Below are 16,643 nucleotides of genomic sequence, written 5' to 3'. Positions count from 1 at the left end.
TTCATTTACTCTCAGCTACCGTATTTTAATGTTTGGTCTCTTTGTTAAAATAAACCAGGTAGTAGTACATCTGTTTTTCTTCATCCCAACCTTTTTCCACAAAGCGCTCAGCCGATTCAGGATTGATAAAATCAAGACGAATCTGTACATGGGTATCCAGGTTGATCACATTCTTAATTTTTTTCCGGGTGTCAGACACGGCCTTGTTGGCAATTGGAAAAGTTGAAATGTCTTCTATGCTGTATTTTGGTCCTTTTTCAACTTTATAGTGCTTAAACTCAGGGATCAACTCCGGATTTTCCATCACCTCATTCAGGAACTGCGTTTCCTCAAAGGCATCGTTTTTCGCGAAATGATTCACCGCCCTGTTCATAAACAGAACTTCCTGTTGTTTGTCCTCTGCCGGTAAGACGATGTCCTTTGCAAAATTCTGGCAGAATTTCAGGTAGTTCTTTGTGTAGAAATTCTCATCAGCAAGGACATTGGTCCCCAGGAAATTCTCCAGCCAGTATTTGGCGTCGTAGCGGTTGCTGTCTACGGATAGCACCTTGTACCCTTCATCTTCCAGCACGTTAAAAATGAGGCAGCCCTTATCAAGCTTGTTGAGGTTTACCCCCTGTTCCAGGCGAATTTCAAGACTCGAAGATTTTTCCTCAAATTGCAGGAACTCCTGTTTGATCTCACTTTTAAATATTCCGAGTGCTTCCACTTTTTCATTATCCAGCACCACATTGCTGAATTTGACCACGAATACTTCTCCGTTTTTAATATGAGGGTGATCCGATTGATCGTATAGGTGCTTTGCGATCTTTTTTGATTTTTCCTGAAGGAGGGCAGGGTCTTTAAAAATCTCCTTTGCCGCCTGATAGAGCTCATTAAATTCCAGGTCGGCTTCATGGTTTAGCTGATAGTAGTTCTCTTCTTTTTCCCTGAAGGGTTTTAGAAAAAATTCTTTTAGCAAACCCCGGGATTCATCATTGAGAGCTTGAGGTTGGTCAGAGAGAAGAACACCTTCATTTTTATGTTTGTTACCAATGCGGTGCAATGATACTTCGTCGATTTGGGTATTAAAAAGGTTGATCATATTAAAGTGCTAAGTTTTAGAGTAAAATGGGGTTAACTATTTATTGAAGATTATGAATATCAGCTGGGTTAGTTCCAGTTTTCATCGAAATCCAGATCGTCATAGCGATCAAAGGTTTCGTCGAAATCGAACTTTGGATCGGCCTCAAAGTTTTTCTCCGGGGGAGCATCCGGTAATTCGCCAAAACTAAAAAGCAGGTTGGGATATGTTTGTCCATCCTGTGCCTCCACAATATCTGCCAATTCCACAAAAAACGTCCACATACTCAGAAAGTCGTAAACATAGATCATTTTGGGATGCTGCCGGGTTAGGGTATCCTCCAGAAAAGTTTCATTCATCAGTCGGACCGACTCATTACCTTCACTCATATCAAAGAGAGCAATTTCCTCCTCCTGGTTCCAGTTCTCATCACAGGTGTAGAATGATGCCATCTCATCACCCATGAATCCAAAGGCCTGGGTGATGGCATTGTGAAAGTCTTCCAGCGTGCTATCGGCCGGCATTTCGATATCTCTGAATATATCTTCTTTGGTATCGAGTATAATCCTGATTTTGTAAATCATCATGGATGCAAATTTCCTAATGGCAAAGTTACGAAGTTTCCTCGGTTGTCACCTTCTTTTGGGTTTCAAGAACCAAATAAAACTGGAGGCCAAACAACAAGGCTGCCAAAACCAGATGCAGAGGCTGGCTGGCAAAAGGGAAATCGAAATAGTACATTGCGATTCCGGTAAGTATTTCAATCCCGATAATAGTCAGAACCCAGTAAATTTTTGAATAGGCCAGTTTTCCGGCAAATATGATATAGGCAATCCATCCGTTTAGCAGAACTACGACAAGGGATAGCGTGCGATGGATATAAAACTGTAACTCCGGTTGGGAAAGCCATAGATTTTTTGCCCCTTCCCCCAACATATCGATCTGTGTGTCTATAAACTGGCGCACCTGGGTACCAAGAATGATTTGGACCATGGTGAGACCCAGCGCTACCCAAAGGAGTCGATTAACTTTTTGGTTATAGGGTGATTTAGCGATATCCATTTTGGTTTTTTGCAAGAGATAGATCAGAAGGGCGACGATCACCAGGGCCATGACCATATGCAGCGTTATTCGAATGGGCAGGAGTAAGGAGTAGACCACGGTTGCGCCCAGCCATGCCTGGAATAACATGCCCACTACAACTACCCAGCTTACGATGGTAATTGTCCTGTTTTTCTTCCAGTACCCGAAGGAAGCAATGGCCAGGATCAGGGTAGCCAGACCTGCCAGGGCACCTAATAGCCGGTTCAGGTATTCTATCCAGGTATGCGTCGCATTGAAAATGGCATAGTCGTGTTTTTCGTAAGCTTCCCAATTACGCTCATTAAATTGATCCTGTGTTGTAAAATCTCCGGTAGCCACATAGAGGGCTTCTTCCCGGATGATGACCTGCCCTTTTTTAAATTCCCTTCCGGGCTCCCAGAGCAATTCCGATTCCTGGGTCGGAGGAATGTAATAGCCAAAACATTTGGGCCAGTCGGGGCAACCCATTCCACTTCCTGTCATCCTTACGACGGCCCCGGCAATGATAACCAGGTAGACAAGAATGAGGGAAATTTTAGCCAATGGCCGATAATATTTCAGCATAGGATTTCGAATAGGGGTACAAAAATACGACTCTTTTCACTGAAAAATTCATGCATAGGAGCGAACAAAATAGATATTTAGAATAGAGGATAATCTTTGGCTATTGGGTAAGCCCCATTTCCTCGGCTTTTTTAATCATAAAGGCTTTTGCCGCTTCGTATTCATTGGGGATTTCCCCTTCCAGTATGGCTTCTTTGATGGCATCTTTGATCAGGCCGATCTCCCGTGAGGGAGGCAGGTTAAAGGTTCTCATGATCTCTTCTCCGCTTACCGGGGGCTGGAAGTTTCGTACGTGATCCCGGGCTTCTACTTCTTCAATTTTCTGGCGAACGAGCTTAAAGTTATTTTTATATTTCTTCTTTTTTTTGGGGTTTTTGGTGGTAATATCCGCTTCGCACAGGGTCATAAGGTCATCTACAAATTCCCCTGCATCAAAAATGAGTCGGCGCACGGCGGAATCGGTTACAAAATCCTCGGCCAGTACAATGGGTCTTGAACTCATCAGCACCATTTTCTGGACGAATTTCAATTTCTCATTCAAAGGCATCCTCAGTCTTTTGAAGATTTTATAGACCATTTTTGCCCCCACAAATTCATGGGCGTGGAAGGTCCAGCCCAGCTTTTTGTCGTATCGTTTTGTAGGGGCCTTACCGATATCGTGGAGTAAGGCAGCCCAACGCAGCCAAAGGTCGTCTGTGTGTTCAGAAATATTGTCCACAACTTCCAGAGTATGCCAGAAATTATCCTTATGCCTTTGCCCTTCAATTTCTTCAATACCCTGAAGTGCGACCAACTCGGGCAGGATAAAATCTAAGAGGCCGGTTTTCAGAAGCTGGCCAAAACCCACGGATGGCTTCTCGCTCAAAAGAATTTTATGCAATTCATCTACAATCCGCTCTTTGGAGATGATGTTGATTCTCGACTTGTTGTCTTCAATAGCTTTAAGGGACTTAGTCTCTATTTTAAATCCGAGCTGGGAAGAGAAGCGTATTGCCCTAAGCATCCGAAGTGGGTCATCCGAATAGGTCACTCCGGGCTCTAATGGAGTTTTTATCAGTTTTTTACCCAGATCCTCAACCCCCTGGAAGGGATCCAGCAAGTCTCCGTAGTTATTTTTGTTCAGGGACAGAGCCAGGGCATTTATGGTGAAATCGCGTCGTTTCTGATCGTCTTCAAGGGTTCCGTTCTCCACGATTGGTTTACGACTATCCCGATTATAACTTTCTTTACGCGCACCGACAAACTCAACTTCCTTATCGCCTACTTTCAACATGGCCGTACCAAAGTTCTTAAATACCGTAACCTCAGGTTTTCCGGGGGAGAGGGAGGCTACTTTTTTCGCCAAAGAAATACCACTACCTACGGCCACGATATCGATGTCCTTTGGCACTCCTCTCTCGAGGAGTAAATCCCTCACAAAACCTCCAATAACATAACAATCTACAGAGAGCATCGCTGCAGCCTCCGCAATGGTATGAAAGATTTGATCTGTAAGGGCTTCTTTATAATTCCTTTTCGCCATTTTATTCCCGAATCACTTTTACAGTGCCGTCGTTGCTCAATTTTATTATCGAAGAGGAAACGGCATTCCCTGCATTCCGCTGCAAATTTACCACATAGTCGACTCCTTTTAAAATGGTGGGTGTTATTTCCCCAAAGTTGGCAGGGGTAGGTTCACCGGCAATATTCGCAGATGTAGAGACGATTGGTTTTTTAAAGGCGTTGATGAGGTAGCGACAAAATTTATCTGAGGCAACTCGGATAGCCAGCGTATTGTCATCAGCTATGAGGTTTCGGGCCACACCTCTGGGTTGGTCATAAACAATGGTTGTGGGTTTACTCGCCAGGTCCATAATATCCCAGGCCGTTTCCGGAACCTTTTCCACAAGACGTTCAAGCATGGCATCATTGCCCACCAGGCAAATCAAGGCCTTTGAATCGGGTCGATTTTTTAAGTGATATACTTTCTCCACGGCCTCTTTATTGGTGGCATCACAGCCGATTCCCCAGACCGTATCTGTAGGGTATAAAATAAGACCTCCATTTTCGAGTACTTCGAGACAAGATTTAATTTCCTGTGTAAAGTCATTCATGTTTAATCGGACTTTAGTTTATCTTTCAGGTTGAAATGGTCTGAAAGTTTCAGCCATTGCACACTATTCAGGTCTTTTTTAATATTGACATGTTTCAGGGAGGTCTTTTGAGATCCCATGACCGGCACTGCCTTTTTACTCCGGTTCGAAGCCAATCTACACTTGGTGCCTTTTAATAAGGACATGGTTTTAAACCAAAGATCATCCGCCTTCGGCGCTAAATTAAGGAAGAGGTCTTCCTTGTCAAATCGCTTATCGAGGCTGGCAGGAGGGTATAGCACTCCTTCTGCACCAATGGGGAGTACCCAATCTGAGCCAACAGCGGCAGGCTGGTCGGTAGGCCATTGTCCGTAAGGAAGAAAATTTCCCTCTCTATCCATTTTTATCGTTCTAGTTTGATTGGCGATGATGGCCCCGGGAAACCGCTGAGATTCTTCATAAAGTAAAGAAAGCCATTGAGGTCTGTACATCAGATCATCATCACAAGTGATTACCGGGTATTCTGGAAAGGCCGAAAGGGTATGGATCAGTTTTTTATGAGAACAATGCAGGTGAGTGGTTCGGATCTCAAAAATGTCGCCACATAATTCCGTGAGTCTGGGAGGAAGTTCTTTTTCAAGAGAATCAGGGATCCAGAGCAGTATTTTTACGGGGGACACACTTTGAGACAGCAAGCTGCGAATCACGAGATCAACGACTCCCAGCCTGGATTCGATGGTAGTGAGGGATATCAGGACAGGAATCACAGTTTTGGACCTTTTCTGCCCAGCCCCATTAGTTCCATACCTTAATTTAAGGGAGTAATAAATAGATACTGGAAGCTCTTTTACTTTCATTTTAGATAAGGAACTGTGATGTTCTTTGCCCTGCAAATTACGGTAACCAAATGGGAAGGGCGAAAAAAAAAGCGGATGAAATTATAGGGGTTGTAAGGATTTTTTAAATATTAGATTGACCACTTACCAGGGATATTTAAGGTAGAAACAACGAAATCTCCACAAAGCTTTCTATTTTTGTGGGATGCAGAATACGGAGCCTAAAATTTCAATCATTGTCAGCACTTACAATTCTGAAGCCTGGCTTGAAAAAGTGTTGTGGGGTTTTGAATACCAAACGTTCAGGAATTTTGAAGTGGTAATTGCCGATGACGGATCGGGGCCCAAAACCAAAAATCTGCTCGAGGAAATGAAAGTCGGTGTCTCTTACCCCATAATTCATGTATGGCAGGAAGATGACGGATTTCAGAAGTCGAGAATCCTCAACAAGGCTATAGTAGCCTGTAATTCACCCTATATCATCATGACCGATGGAGATTGTATTCCGAGGGAAGACTTTGTAGAGGTACATTACATCAATAAAGAACCCGGATATTTTATTTCAGGTGGGTACTATATGTTACCTATGAATATTTCCAAGGCTATCACCAGGAAAGACATTGAGGAACAGAATTGTTTTAACATTCAGTGGCTGAAAGAAATGGGAATTCCCAAGACGTTTAAGAACAATAAACTAACGGCCAGAGGATATATCTCGAAGTTTTTCAATATGATCACGCCAACCAATGCAAGCTGGAATGGGCATAATTCATCAGGTTGGAAAAAAGATATCCTCAATGTTAATGGATTTGACGAACGGATGCAGTACGGGGGGCAGGACCGGGAGTTGGGGGAACGATTATTCAATTTTGGGATCAGGTCGAAACAGCTGCGCTATAGTGCAGTATGTGTGCATTTAGATCATAAACGTGGATATAAAACACCCGAATCTATAGAAAAGAATAAATCCATAAGAAAGGAAACCCGAAATAAAAAGTTGGTGTGGACGCACTATGGCATCAGCAAGTAATAAGCCAGGGCATTTTTTCGCTCCAGGCGTTTTAGCTCACGGAAACGCTCTAGTACACCCAGGGCATTGAGATAGCAGATAGTTATCCCTTTCTTCCCGTCAAGGATCCCCAGACGTAGGATGTAGTGATTAAAAAATTTCCAGGCAGGTTTAAGGAAATAATAAAAGTAGTTAAAACTTTTTTCCCTGTAGAAATCTTCTTTGGCTTTCAATTGCCCGTATTTAAGCATTTTCCCCTTGTAATCTTCATAATTCTTATAGCAGTAGTGGATTAGCTTCTCATTTAGGATACCTGATGTCCCATCTACTTCAAGGGTTTCGTGTACAATCTTCTTGTCGGAGAATTTGGCTTTGTCTTTCTGGAAAAGACGATAATTTTTATCGGTTTGCCATCCACTGAATTTAAGGGCCTTTCTCTCAAACATAAATTTGCGATAGAACCAATAAGCTGCGTGAGGAGATTCCTGCTGTACAGTTTCTTCTATTTCTTTTTTAAGGCCTGCCGGTACTATTTCATCAGCATCTAGAAAGAGGATCCAATTGTAAGTTGCCTGCGAAAGGGCAAAGGTTTTTTGCAGGGTAAAATTGGTAAAGGGGTGCTGAACGACCTTTACTTTAGGGTGTTGCAGCAAATATTCATAAGTCCCGTCAGTACTGTAAGAATCAACAACCAGTATCTCATCTGCAAAAGAGACTGAATCGATACAAGCCTGAATATATCCCATTTCATTGTAGGTAATAATCAGGGCCGATATTTTCTGGTTGTCGTTGTTCATACTTAGCGGAGTAACCGTGATACTTGATTTCAAATGCAAAGTTATAACAATAAAATCGTCATAAAATTGCCTTCAGGAGAAAAATTCCTACAAATTATACAGCTACATTATATTCTCGCAGGGCATTATTGAGGGAAGTTTTTAAATCCGTACTCGGCTTTCTTTTCCCGATAATCAGGGCACAAGGCACCTGATAGTTTCCTGCCGGAAATTCCTTTGTGTAGCTCCCTGGTATAACAACTGAACGGGCCGGAACCCTACCTTTCATTTCAACCGGGGACGATCCTGTAACATCGATGATCTTGGTAGATGCTGTTAAAACTACGTTTGCACCCAGTACGGCTTCCTGTTCAACCTTCACGCCTTCAACAACGATACACCGACTTCCTACAAATGCATTGTCCTCTATGATTACCGGAGATGCCTGCAGGGGTTCTAATACCCCACCAATGCCAACCCCTCCGCTGAGGTGGACATTTTTACCAATCTGGGCACAACTCCCAACGGTGGCCCAGGTGTCTACCATAGTCCCTGTATCTACATAGGCTCCGATATTTACATAACTGGGCATCAGAATAGTGCCAGGGGCAATGTAGGCACCATGTCTGGCAACTGCATGAGGAACTACCCTTATTCCTTTTTCCTTATAACCTTTTTTCAGAGGAATCTTATCGTGATATTCAAAAATCCCTACTTCCTGGGTGACCATTTTCTGGATTGGAAAGTAGAGTACTACTGCTTTTTTAACCCATTCGTTAATCTGCCAGCCATTGTCTGTGGGTTCGGCACATCTGAGCTTCCCTGAATCGATCAAATCCACTACTTTTCGGATCGATGTCTGGGTCTCAATTTCATTCAATAAATCGCGCTGCTCCCAGGCCTTTTCTATAGTATTCTTCAACTCCTTCATGGATAGGTAAATTTTGGGCAAATATAATGGGTAAGGGCGGATTATAAGGCCCATTTTTACAGGAATAACAATTTATCCTGTACTTTTGCAAAAATTAATTGAATTGGGTCGGATTATAGCCTTGGACTATGGAAAAGTAAGGACGGGAATAGCGGTTACGGATCCGCTACAGCTCATAGCTTCCGGACTTACTACAGTGCAAAGCTCGGAAGTGATTCCTTTTTTATTAGAATACGTTAAGGAAGAGTCCATTTCTGAAATCGTGATAGGAGAACCCCGGCAAATGAATCATTTGCATTCAGAAGCCGAACCCCTGATCCAGAAATTTCTGGTGAAGTTAAAAAATGCATTTTCGGATATCCCGGTACTCAGGCAGGATGAACGCTTCACTTCTAAACTAGCGCTGGAAAGCCTTATCGCCTCAGGAGTAAAGAAAAAGGGCAGAAGGGAAAAAGGGGTTATAGACGAGGTGAGTGCGACCCTTATTTTGCAGGGTTATCTTGAAAGGAAAAAATAAGGCGTTACGGAACGCGGAATGTAATAGTATTGAATATATGATTTTACCTATTGTCGCTTATGGCGATCCGGTACTGAGAAAAGTAGGTGCTGAAATAGAGGAGGATTACCAAGGGCTTAAGACACTGATTGAAAATATGTGGGAGACCATGTACAATGCTAACGGAGTGGGCCTGGCAGCACCGCAGATTGGCCTGCCCATCAGATTGTTTTTAGTCGATACTTCCCCTTTCGCCGAAGATGATGAGCTTACTGAAGCGGAGCAAAAAAAACTTAAAGACTTTAAGAAGGTCTTTATCAACGCGGAGATGCTGGATGAGACCGGGGAGCTATGGCCGTTTAATGAAGGTTGCCTGAGCATACCCGACATCAGGGAAGATGTTTCCCGAAATGACACAATCACCTTGCGCTACCAGGATGAGAATTTTAAAGAGCATACCGAATCCTTTGACGGTATCCTGGCCAGAGTAATCCAACATGAATACGATCATATCCAGGGCATTCTTTTTACCGACAAGGTTTCAAGTCTGAAAAAAAGACTGCTGAAAGGAAAACTTAACAATATATCGAAAGGGAAAATACAGGTTGATTATAAAATGCGATTCCCTATGTTAAAAAAAGGGAGGTAGTCCTGTCGTTTTCGGTTTAATTTTACATATTTGCCGCCTAGAAAAAGAAATTCAATGAGCCTGGAAAAAATATTATCCATCGGGGGCAGACCCGGACTGTTTAAATTACTCACACAAACAAGAACAGGTTTTGTTGCTGAGTCGCTGCTTGACGGGAAGAGGGTCACAGTTGGTATGACCAACAATGTAAGTGTGCTGTCTGAAATTGCTATTTTTACCCTGAAGGAAGAATTGCCCCTGAAAGCTGTGTTTAAAAAGATCCAGGAGAAGGAAAAAGGAGGCACTACCTCTATCGGCCACAAGGAAGACAAACTTAAATTAGAGGAGTATTTTTTTGAGGTAGTTCCAGATTACGATGAGGAAAGAGTATATCCCAGCGATATCAAAAAAGTAATCCAGTGGTACAACCTGCTGCACAAAAACGGGATTACAGATTTTGAGGCAGATGAAAAGGAGGACGGAGCCGAAGAAGAGTAGTTCCTGAATACACACAATTTTTATCACATTCATCCCGTCAATATTCTCTATATTAGGAGTCTAATCAAAAAGCACTTCTAATGATTCGATTTCGGTATCTTCTACTACTTTGCCTCAGTTTTTTTGTTTCCCAATCTCAACTTTTATTTCCCCAGGATAGTCTATCAACTCCCGATTCCTTAAAAAAGGCAACGAAAGAACTGCCCCTGGAACCCGAGCGCAGCATCAATTTTACTACAAGCCAGGGCACCTGGATATCTCTTGATGTGAGCCCTGACGGGAAAACCATTGTCTTTGATCTTATGGGGGATATCTATACCATTCCCATTACGGGAGGAAAGGCAACTGCTTTAACTTCAGGGCTGGCCTATGATGTTCATCCCAGGTTTAGTCCGGACGGTAAGTCGATTGCTTTTATTTCCGACAAGAGTGGTTCAGACAATATCTGGACGCTAAGCCTTTCAGATAAAGAACAAAAACAGGTAAGTAAGGATAGTAAACACAACTTTTTTTCGGCAGAGTGGACCCCTGACGGAGAGTATATTGTGGGTGCCAAAGGGAGAAGAAATATAAAATTTCAGATTTATCACAGGGAAGGAGGATCCGGGAGCGCCCTGATCAGCGAACCGAAAAACCTGAAAGTTATTGATCCTGCTTTTAGTGCAGATGGTAAACTGCTTTACTTCTCTCAAAGAAGGAATGCCTGGAATTACAATGCACAGTTACCGCAATACCAACTGGGAACTTACGATATGGAAGATGGGGAGATGGATGTAATCACCTCCAGATATGGGTCTGCATTTACCCCCACACTTTCGCCTGATGGGCAGTGGTTGGTATTTGGTAGCCGATTTGAGGCCCAGACCGGACTAATATTACGCAATCTGAAAACAGGGGAGGAACGTTGGCTGGCCTATCCGGTACAGCGAGACGAACAGGAGTCTATTGCGCCTTTGGGAGTCCTGCCCGCTATGTCGTTTACCCCGGATAGCAAAAAACTGGTGGCCTCATACGGGGGTAAGATATTTGCCATCGACATTGAGAACAATTCGGCTACAGAGATTCCTTTTTCTGCTGATGTAAATTTAGACCTGGGTCCCAGGCTGAAGTTCCAATATCCCATTGAAGATACTCAGCAAGCGCTGGTCACCCAGATACGGGATGCAAAACCTTCCCCTGATGGAAAGAAACTAGCGTTTACGGCATTGAACAGATTATATGTGATGGACTTTCCCGATGGCACGCCACGAAGACTCACAGATAACGATTTCACCGAGGCACAACCTGCCTGGTCCCCGGATGGGAAATGGATCGTATTTACAACCTGGAAACCCGGAGGGGGTCATCTCTTTAAAGTCAATACAGACGGAAGACCAAGGCCGGTGCAGCTAAGCAGGGAGGCCGGGATATACAGCGCTCCGGAATGGTCATACAACAGCAATAGAATTGCCTTTTTACGAAGTACTGCACAGGCTTATGAAGATGCTACCGGACCGGTGGTAAGGGGAGCGAGGGAAGATTTGGTCTGGATTTCCACCGATGGTGGCTCCATCCAGTTTATAGATACCTCAAAAGGAAGGGCTCAACCTCATTTCACTAAAGTTGATGACCGTATTTATCTCAGTCATTCTACCAAGGGATTGCTTTCCATTCGATGGGATGGCACCGATGAGAAAGAACTCCTGAAATTGAAAGGGATAGAAACCTATGGATCACAGGATATATTTGGTAAGGACCATTTCGATGTACCTGAGCAGCAATACCTCCCTGTGACAGAGGACAACAGGGAAGATAATGATAGGGCTTCACGTCCTACAGAAATCCGTATTTCCCCTGATGGAAAAACGGCACTGGCTCAGATCAATAACGATATTTATACGGTGACTATACCCAGATATGGCAAGACCCCTACCATTTCTGTCGCGTCTGCTGATAAAGCCGCTTTCCCGGCGATGAAACTTACAGTGATGGGAGGCGAATTTCCAGCCTGGTCTTCAGACAGCAAAAAAGTACACTGGTCGTTAGGTGCCAGTCATTTCCGATACGACCTTGAAGCCGGTAAGAGCTTTAAGGACAGCCTTGCAGAGGCTAAAAAGAAGGAGAAAGAACTAGGGGATTTAAATAAGAAAAAGGACTCTACTAATACGGATAAGGAAGAAGATAAGGAAGAGGATAAGAAGACCTTTAAAGCTGAGGAATTTAAAATAAAGGTGAATTACACCAGGCAGATCCCACAAGGAATGCTTCTGCTCAAAGGAGGACGCATTATTAGTATGAAGGGGGATGAGGTGATTGAAGTAGGAGATATACTGATAGAGAATAATCGAATCAAAGCCATAGGGGCCAGCGGTTCGTTTGCTGTGCCCGAAGAAGCTACAGTTATAGACGTAAGCGGAAAGACCCTGACACCAGGATTTGTGGATACACATGCTCATATGTGGCCGAAATGGGGCATTCATAAAAACCAGGTATGGATGTATTCTGCCAACCTGGCCTATGGGGTAACCACCACAAGAGATCCCCAGACAGCAACCACGGATGTACTTACCTATTCCGACATGGTTGAAGCCGGGATGCTTCACGGACCCCGGGTGTACAGTACAGGTCCGGGTGTAGGGTTCTGGAGGTATAAGATCAAAAGTCTCGACCACGCCAAGGAAGTACTGAAACAGTACAGTGAATACTACAATACAAAAACCATCAAGATGTATCTGGTGGGGAATAGGCAACAACGGCAATGGATCATCATGGCGGCAAAAGAGTTGAAGTTGATGCCTACTACGGAAGGAGGGCTCGATTTCAAGCTCAATATGACGCAACTACTCGATGGATATCCGGGACACGAGCATTCGTTACCCATTTATCCTATTTATAATGACGTGATTAAAACGATTGCCGATTCAAAAATGGCCGTTACTCCTACCTTGCTGGTTTCTTACGGAGGGCCATGGGCAGAGAATTACTACTATTCGAGGGAAGATGTCTGGGGCGATAAAAAAATCCAGTATTTTACTCCCTACGAAGAACTGGCCAACAAATCGAGAAGGAGGCCGGGCTGGTTTATGGATGAGGAACATGTTTTTCAAAAGCATGGGGTATTTATGAAAGATCTTGTAGAGGCAGGTGGCCTTGCCGGAATAGGCAGTCACGGACAATTACAGGGACTTGGTTTCCACTGGGAACTGTGGTCTGTAGCAAGCGGAGGGATGGAAAACCACGATGCCTTAAAGGTTGCCACCATCCAGGGTGCTACGGCACTTGGGCTGGAAAAGGACCTGGGGTCACTGGAGGCAGGCAAACTTGCAGATATAGTCATCCTCTCAGGGAATCCTCTGGAATCGTTGCGCAATACCAATACATTGACACATGTCATAAGGAATGGTACGGTTTACGAAGCTAATACCCTTGATGAGGTCTGGCCTGTCGCCAAAAAGGCGGAACCATTTACCTGGCATACAGTAAAACCCGAAGGCTTACCGGGAACAGACAAATAAGAGAGAAAATTAAAATACCTCCTGTTGTTTATCAGCGGGAGGTATTCTTGATAAATTCCGATACATCCTGCTTGAATTTGGCCATCGAAGGTGGGTGTGTATACATCATATGCCCGGCTTCGTAATACTTCATGATGATATTGTCCTTAATTTCCGGGGTTAAGCCCAGGTGGTTAATACTGTGCTCCACTCCGTAAAAGACAGTGGCGATGTCATAAATTCCGTTGAGGATAAGAACCTTTACATTGGGGTCTCTCGACATGGCCTGGGCCAAATCTATTCCGGTATTGATTGCTGCCTGAGCTCCCCATCGGTCGTTCCCTACGTGATTCCAATCCCATTTAAAACCTTGTCGTTCATAGGCGGAAGTGGCGTAATGCAATTTCTTATCTACCTTGAGTTCCCGGTGGAAGTAGTCCAGAAAACCGGCGGTATAAGCCGGAGAAATAGCTGAACTCTGGGGATCGTGGTTCCCTTCCTGCGCAAGCAGGTCCTGGTTGATCCCGGTAAAACGGGAATCGAGCCTACCTACGATCTGCCCCTTATCCCGTAAGAATTCTGCAAAGAATTCGCCGTTGGTCACCCTGAGGTCTGCCTTTATCCAATAATCGGCTGAGGTACCCGTGAAAGAGGCTAGTTTTGCAGCTATATCTGATTTTTCAGTTTCCGTGAGCTGATCGCCCTTAAAAAGGGCCGGGGTGTATTCCTCTTCGGTAAACCTTCTTACCTCGTCTAAAAAAGTGTATACATCTTCAGGTTTGTCACTGACCATATCGTGATACCAGGCCGTAGCGGCATAGGTGGGAAAATGAACGATATAAGGCAGATCGTCATCAGGTGGAAAAATTAGTGTGCGAAGGTCAAAAACCGCCGAGACCATAATTACTCCATTGAGGGCAATCCCGTCTTGTAAAAGCTTATTCATCAGTCCGGCATTCCTGAAGGTCCCGTAACTTTCCCCCAAAAGATACTTAGGGCTGTTCATCCTGTCGTTGGCAATCAGGAACTGCCTGATAAACAGGGACAGACTCTTGATATCCTGATCTACACCCCAGAAATCCTTGAATTCTGCCTTTCCCAGGGGTACGCTTAGACCGGTACCCACCGGATCGATCATGACAAGGTCGGCTACATCCAGAATAGAATAATTGTTATTGACCAGCTGATAGGGTGCTGCGGGGGTATAGTCGGGGTCGTTGACAACTACTCTTTTTGGCCCCAGTATTCCCATGTGTAACCAGTAGGAGGAGGAACCGGGTCCGCCGTTATAGGCAAAAACGATAGGTCTTCTCCTGGTATTTATTTCCCTCTTGTCCCCTTTTGTATAAAAGGTATGCCCCATCAGGGCCAGGGGTTTGTTTTTTTCATCCCGAACTTCAAAGGTTCCTGCCTGAGCAGTGAGATAATGTGTTCTTCCATTGATGTTCACACTCTGCATGGTGGTGACCACCTCTGCTTTGGGTAGGGTGTCATTCTGACCCTGTAGGACCAGACATGAAATCATTGCGATAAACAGGAACTTGATTTTCATTTGTTTAGGTTTAGGTTATTTACGGTCATTTTAACTGATCAATCCTTGAGGATTTCCCTGGATTTCTTTTCGGCTTGCACCCAGTCTATTCGAGGAGAAGGATAGAAGGCCACATTCATCCGCTCCATAAAAGGCGCCTGATTGGCCAGCCTTACTTTAAAATCCTCCCAGTCGCGGTTTTCCTCCAGACTCCAGCTCAGCTCGGCATAGCCGATGACCCTGGGAAAAGCGAGGTATTCCAATTCTTCAATATTGCTGATGGTCTCAGACCAGAGTGGCGCTTCCACTCCCAGGATCTGATCTTTGGGAATGTCTGGCACATAGGACTCCGGACTCCAGACATAAGCCGTATCTACCGGGATGTAGGCTGCCCAGTGTAAGCCGTGTTTCGATAGCGTATCATATTGCATATCGAGATAGGTTTTCTTGGCGGGAGAAAGGATCACCTTCATACCTTTTTCTATGGCGGTGGTCGCATTTTTCTCACTCGACCAGAATTGGGCAATGGAGGTGCTGTCTACATCGGCCTGAGCGATTTCATCCCATCCAATCATTTGCTTGCCGTGTTTCTGAACTATCTTTTCTACCCTGTTGACAAAATAAATATAGTCGGCTTTCTTGGTAGCATGACTCTCATCACCACCAATATGAAAATAAGGCCCGGGGGTGATCGCCGATATTTCCCTGACCACATCATCGATAAAAGCATATACTGTATCCTTGCGGGTGTCGAATGTGCTGAAACCTACCCTTGTACCCTCGTAGAGTTTCAGGGGTTTACCGGTCCCGTCTAAAAAGGGGTAGGACACTGAAGCAGCATTGGTATGTCCGGGCATATCCACTTCAGGTACAATGGTCATGTAATGGTCAGCGGCATATGCCACGATTTCCTTGTAATCGTCCTGAGTAAAAAACCCACCGGCTTCGCCCCCAACCTCAGTGCTTCCGCCGACCTCTGTAAGTTTAGGCCATGCTTTTATTTCAATACGCCAGCCCTGGTCATCGGTAAGGTGGAGATGGAGTACATTGATCTTGTAATAGGCTAGCAGGTCTATATATTTTTTTACATCTTCCACACTAAAGAAATGGCGGGCCACATCGAGCATGGATCCCCTGTATCCAAAATTGGGATGGTCTTCAATGGTTCCGGAAGCTACAGGCCATATAGAATGCTCAGCAAGGGTGTCATTACTGATTTCAGGGATCAGCTGCCTGATGGTTTGCACTCCCCTGAAAGCAGCTTCTGTGGTTGGGATTTCAAGGATGATGGAATCCTGCCTGATCGATAAGGAATAGGCCTCATTATTGGGCCAGTTGCCTTCCTTTTTCTGAGACAACAGTATAACCGGATCGCCTTCTTGCATGTTTAATGGGTTCACTTCAAGTCGTAACCCGGTCTTGCCGCTGATCTTTTCAGCGAGAAAAGAAGCTACTTCTCCCAGGCCATCTTCTTCCCCTGAGGTAATTATACTGGTAAACTGATCGAGCCGGAAACTCCCTTGTGTGGCAATCATCCGGGTGGGGATGGGAACAAGGTTTTCTGCATTGAGATCGAGGGCCGGCATGGGGATCTCCTCTTTTGCCTCATTACAGGAGGTTACCATCAATAGTAATGTCAGGATAAATACACTTCCGGACACAGATTTTAAAATATTCATAGAG

15 protein-coding genes are annotated in these 16,643 nt (G+C 44.5%); 5 read left to right on the top strand and 10 right to left on the bottom strand.

Translation table 11 applies throughout. The annotated features are described in order from the left end of the window. Positions 1 to 25: 25 nt before the first annotated feature. The 6 genes from AB8P51_RS10385 to AB8P51_RS10360 form a co-directional block, all read right to left on the bottom strand. Positions 26 to 1,084, bottom strand: a complete 1,059-nt coding sequence (locus AB8P51_RS10385; RefSeq protein WP_369748765.1) for a nucleoid-associated protein — start codon at positions 1,082 to 1,084, stop codon at positions 26 to 28. Between the two features lie 68 nt (positions 1,085 to 1,152). After that, positions 1,153 to 1,647, bottom strand: coding sequence for a hypothetical protein (locus AB8P51_RS10380; RefSeq protein WP_369749154.1), 495 nt, complete (start codon positions 1,645 to 1,647; stop codon positions 1,153 to 1,155). Positions 1,648 to 1,675: 28 nt separating this feature from the next. Beyond that, a complete protein-coding gene (locus AB8P51_RS10375; RefSeq protein WP_369748764.1) occupies positions 1,676 to 2,710 on the bottom strand; it encodes a heme A synthase in 1,035 nt (344 codons plus the stop codon). Between the two features lie 100 nt (positions 2,711 to 2,810). Further along, complete coding sequence (locus AB8P51_RS10370; RefSeq protein ID WP_369748763.1) at positions 2,811 to 4,232, bottom strand: CCA tRNA nucleotidyltransferase; 1,422 nt, start codon at positions 4,230 to 4,232, stop codon at positions 2,811 to 2,813. 1 nt (position 4,233) lies between these two features. Next, positions 4,234 to 4,803: an L-threonylcarbamoyladenylate synthase gene (locus AB8P51_RS10365; RefSeq protein ID WP_369748762.1), complete on the bottom strand. Its 570-nt coding sequence runs from the start codon at positions 4,801 to 4,803 to the stop codon at positions 4,234 to 4,236. A 2-nt stretch (positions 4,804 to 4,805) separates the two neighbouring features. Continuing rightward, positions 4,806 to 5,639 carry a zinc-binding alcohol dehydrogenase gene (locus AB8P51_RS10360; RefSeq protein WP_369748761.1) on the bottom strand — a complete coding sequence of 278 codons (834 nt, stop codon included), beginning with the start codon at positions 5,637 to 5,639 and terminating at the stop codon, positions 4,806 to 4,808. 184 nt (positions 5,640 to 5,823) lie between these two features. Here AB8P51_RS10360 and AB8P51_RS10355 point away from each other — a divergent pair, with 184 nt between their 5' ends. Then, positions 5,824 to 6,648: a glycosyltransferase family 2 protein gene (locus AB8P51_RS10355; protein ID WP_369748760.1), complete on the top strand. Its 825-nt coding sequence runs from the start codon at positions 5,824 to 5,826 to the stop codon at positions 6,646 to 6,648. Here the strand turns inward: AB8P51_RS10355 and AB8P51_RS10350 are convergent. Both AB8P51_RS10350 and AB8P51_RS10345 read right to left on the bottom strand, forming a co-directional pair. Beyond that, positions 6,630 to 7,424, bottom strand: a complete 795-nt coding sequence (locus AB8P51_RS10350) for a glycosyltransferase family 2 protein (RefSeq protein WP_369749153.1) — start codon at positions 7,422 to 7,424, stop codon at positions 6,630 to 6,632. The genes AB8P51_RS10355 and AB8P51_RS10350 overlap by 19 nt on opposite strands. Before the next feature lie 94 nt (positions 7,425 to 7,518). Next, positions 7,519 to 8,334 carry a 2,3,4,5-tetrahydropyridine-2,6-dicarboxylate N-succinyltransferase gene (locus AB8P51_RS10345; protein WP_369748759.1) on the bottom strand — a complete coding sequence of 272 codons (816 nt, stop codon included), beginning with the start codon at positions 8,332 to 8,334 and terminating at the stop codon, positions 7,519 to 7,521. An 85-nt stretch (positions 8,335 to 8,419) separates the two neighbouring features. On the opposite strand from AB8P51_RS10345, the gene ruvX reads away from it, so the two are divergent. From ruvX to AB8P51_RS10325, 4 genes are all read left to right on the top strand, one after another. Continuing rightward, positions 8,420 to 8,851, top strand: coding sequence for a Holliday junction resolvase RuvX (gene ruvX / locus AB8P51_RS10340; protein ID WP_369748758.1), 432 nt, complete (start codon positions 8,420 to 8,422; stop codon positions 8,849 to 8,851). Between the two features lie 37 nt (positions 8,852 to 8,888). Beyond that, positions 8,889 to 9,479 carry a peptide deformylase gene (gene def / locus AB8P51_RS10335; protein ID WP_369748757.1) on the top strand — a complete coding sequence of 197 codons (591 nt, stop codon included), beginning with the start codon at positions 8,889 to 8,891 and terminating at the stop codon, positions 9,477 to 9,479. Between the two features lie 54 nt (positions 9,480 to 9,533). Then, on the top strand, positions 9,534 to 9,956 hold the full coding sequence (locus tag AB8P51_RS10330) for a DUF5606 domain-containing protein (protein ID WP_369748756.1): 423 nt from the start codon (positions 9,534 to 9,536) through the stop codon (positions 9,954 to 9,956). A gap of 80 nt (positions 9,957 to 10,036) precedes the next feature. Beyond that, positions 10,037 to 13,450 carry an amidohydrolase family protein gene (locus AB8P51_RS10325; protein WP_369748755.1) on the top strand — a complete coding sequence of 1,138 codons (3,414 nt, stop codon included), beginning with the start codon at positions 10,037 to 10,039 and terminating at the stop codon, positions 13,448 to 13,450. 31 nt (positions 13,451 to 13,481) lie between these two features. Here AB8P51_RS10325 and AB8P51_RS10320 read toward each other — a convergent pair whose 3' ends face one another. Then, positions 13,482 to 14,981 carry a S10 family peptidase gene (locus AB8P51_RS10320; RefSeq protein ID WP_369748754.1) on the bottom strand — a complete coding sequence of 500 codons (1,500 nt, stop codon included), beginning with the start codon at positions 14,979 to 14,981 and terminating at the stop codon, positions 13,482 to 13,484. Between the two features lie 38 nt (positions 14,982 to 15,019). Beyond that, positions 15,020 to 16,639 (bottom strand): family 20 glycosylhydrolase, encoded by a 1,620-nt coding sequence (locus AB8P51_RS10315; RefSeq protein WP_369748753.1) that lies wholly within the window; start codon positions 16,637 to 16,639, stop codon positions 15,020 to 15,022. Positions 16,640 to 16,643 lie beyond the last annotated feature (4 nt).

It is taken from the genome of Muriicola sp. SD30 (assembly GCF_041205185.1).
Taxonomy (GTDB): domain Bacteria; phylum Bacteroidota; class Bacteroidia; order Flavobacteriales; family Flavobacteriaceae; genus Muriicola.
This window is presented reverse-complemented; position numbering and strand designations above follow the sequence as displayed.

Bases quoted from the DNA above. Each gene is read 5' to 3' on its own strand.
- AB8P51_RS10350 (WP_369749153.1), bottom strand. From the start codon at position 7,424: ATGAACAACGACAACCAGAAAATATCGGCCCTGATTATTACCTACAAT.
- AB8P51_RS10380 (WP_369749154.1), bottom strand. From the start codon at position 1,647: ATGATTTACAAAATCAGGATTATACTCGATACCAAAGAAGATATATTC.
- AB8P51_RS10365 (WP_369748762.1), bottom strand. From the start codon at position 4,803: ATGAATGACTTTACACAGGAAATTAAATCTTGTCTCGAAGTACTCGAA.
- AB8P51_RS10370 (WP_369748763.1), bottom strand. From the start codon at position 4,232: ATGGCGAAAAGGAATTATAAAGAAGCCCTTACAGATCAAATCTTTCAT.
- AB8P51_RS10385 (WP_369748765.1), bottom strand. From the start codon at position 1,084: ATGATCAACCTTTTTAATACCCAAATCGACGAAGTATCATTGCACCGC.
- AB8P51_RS10330 (WP_369748756.1), top strand. From the start codon at position 9,534: ATGAGCCTGGAAAAAATATTATCCATCGGGGGCAGACCCGGACTGTTT.
- AB8P51_RS10355 (WP_369748760.1), top strand. From the start codon at position 5,824: ATGCAGAATACGGAGCCTAAAATTTCAATCATTGTCAGCACTTACAAT.
- AB8P51_RS10315 (WP_369748753.1), bottom strand. From the start codon at position 16,639: ATGAATATTTTAAAATCTGTGTCCGGAAGTGTATTTATCCTGACATTA.
- def (WP_369748757.1), top strand. From the start codon at position 8,889: ATGATTTTACCTATTGTCGCTTATGGCGATCCGGTACTGAGAAAAGTA.
- AB8P51_RS10320 (WP_369748754.1), bottom strand. From the start codon at position 14,981: ATGAAAATCAAGTTCCTGTTTATCGCAATGATTTCATGTCTGGTCCTA.
- AB8P51_RS10375 (WP_369748764.1), bottom strand. From the start codon at position 2,710: ATGCTGAAATATTATCGGCCATTGGCTAAAATTTCCCTCATTCTTGTC.
- AB8P51_RS10345 (WP_369748759.1), bottom strand. From the start codon at position 8,334: ATGAAGGAGTTGAAGAATACTATAGAAAAGGCCTGGGAGCAGCGCGAT.
- AB8P51_RS10325 (WP_369748755.1), top strand. From the start codon at position 10,037: ATGATTCGATTTCGGTATCTTCTACTACTTTGCCTCAGTTTTTTTGTT.
- AB8P51_RS10360 (WP_369748761.1), bottom strand. From the start codon at position 5,639: ATGAAAGTAAAAGAGCTTCCAGTATCTATTTATTACTCCCTTAAATTA.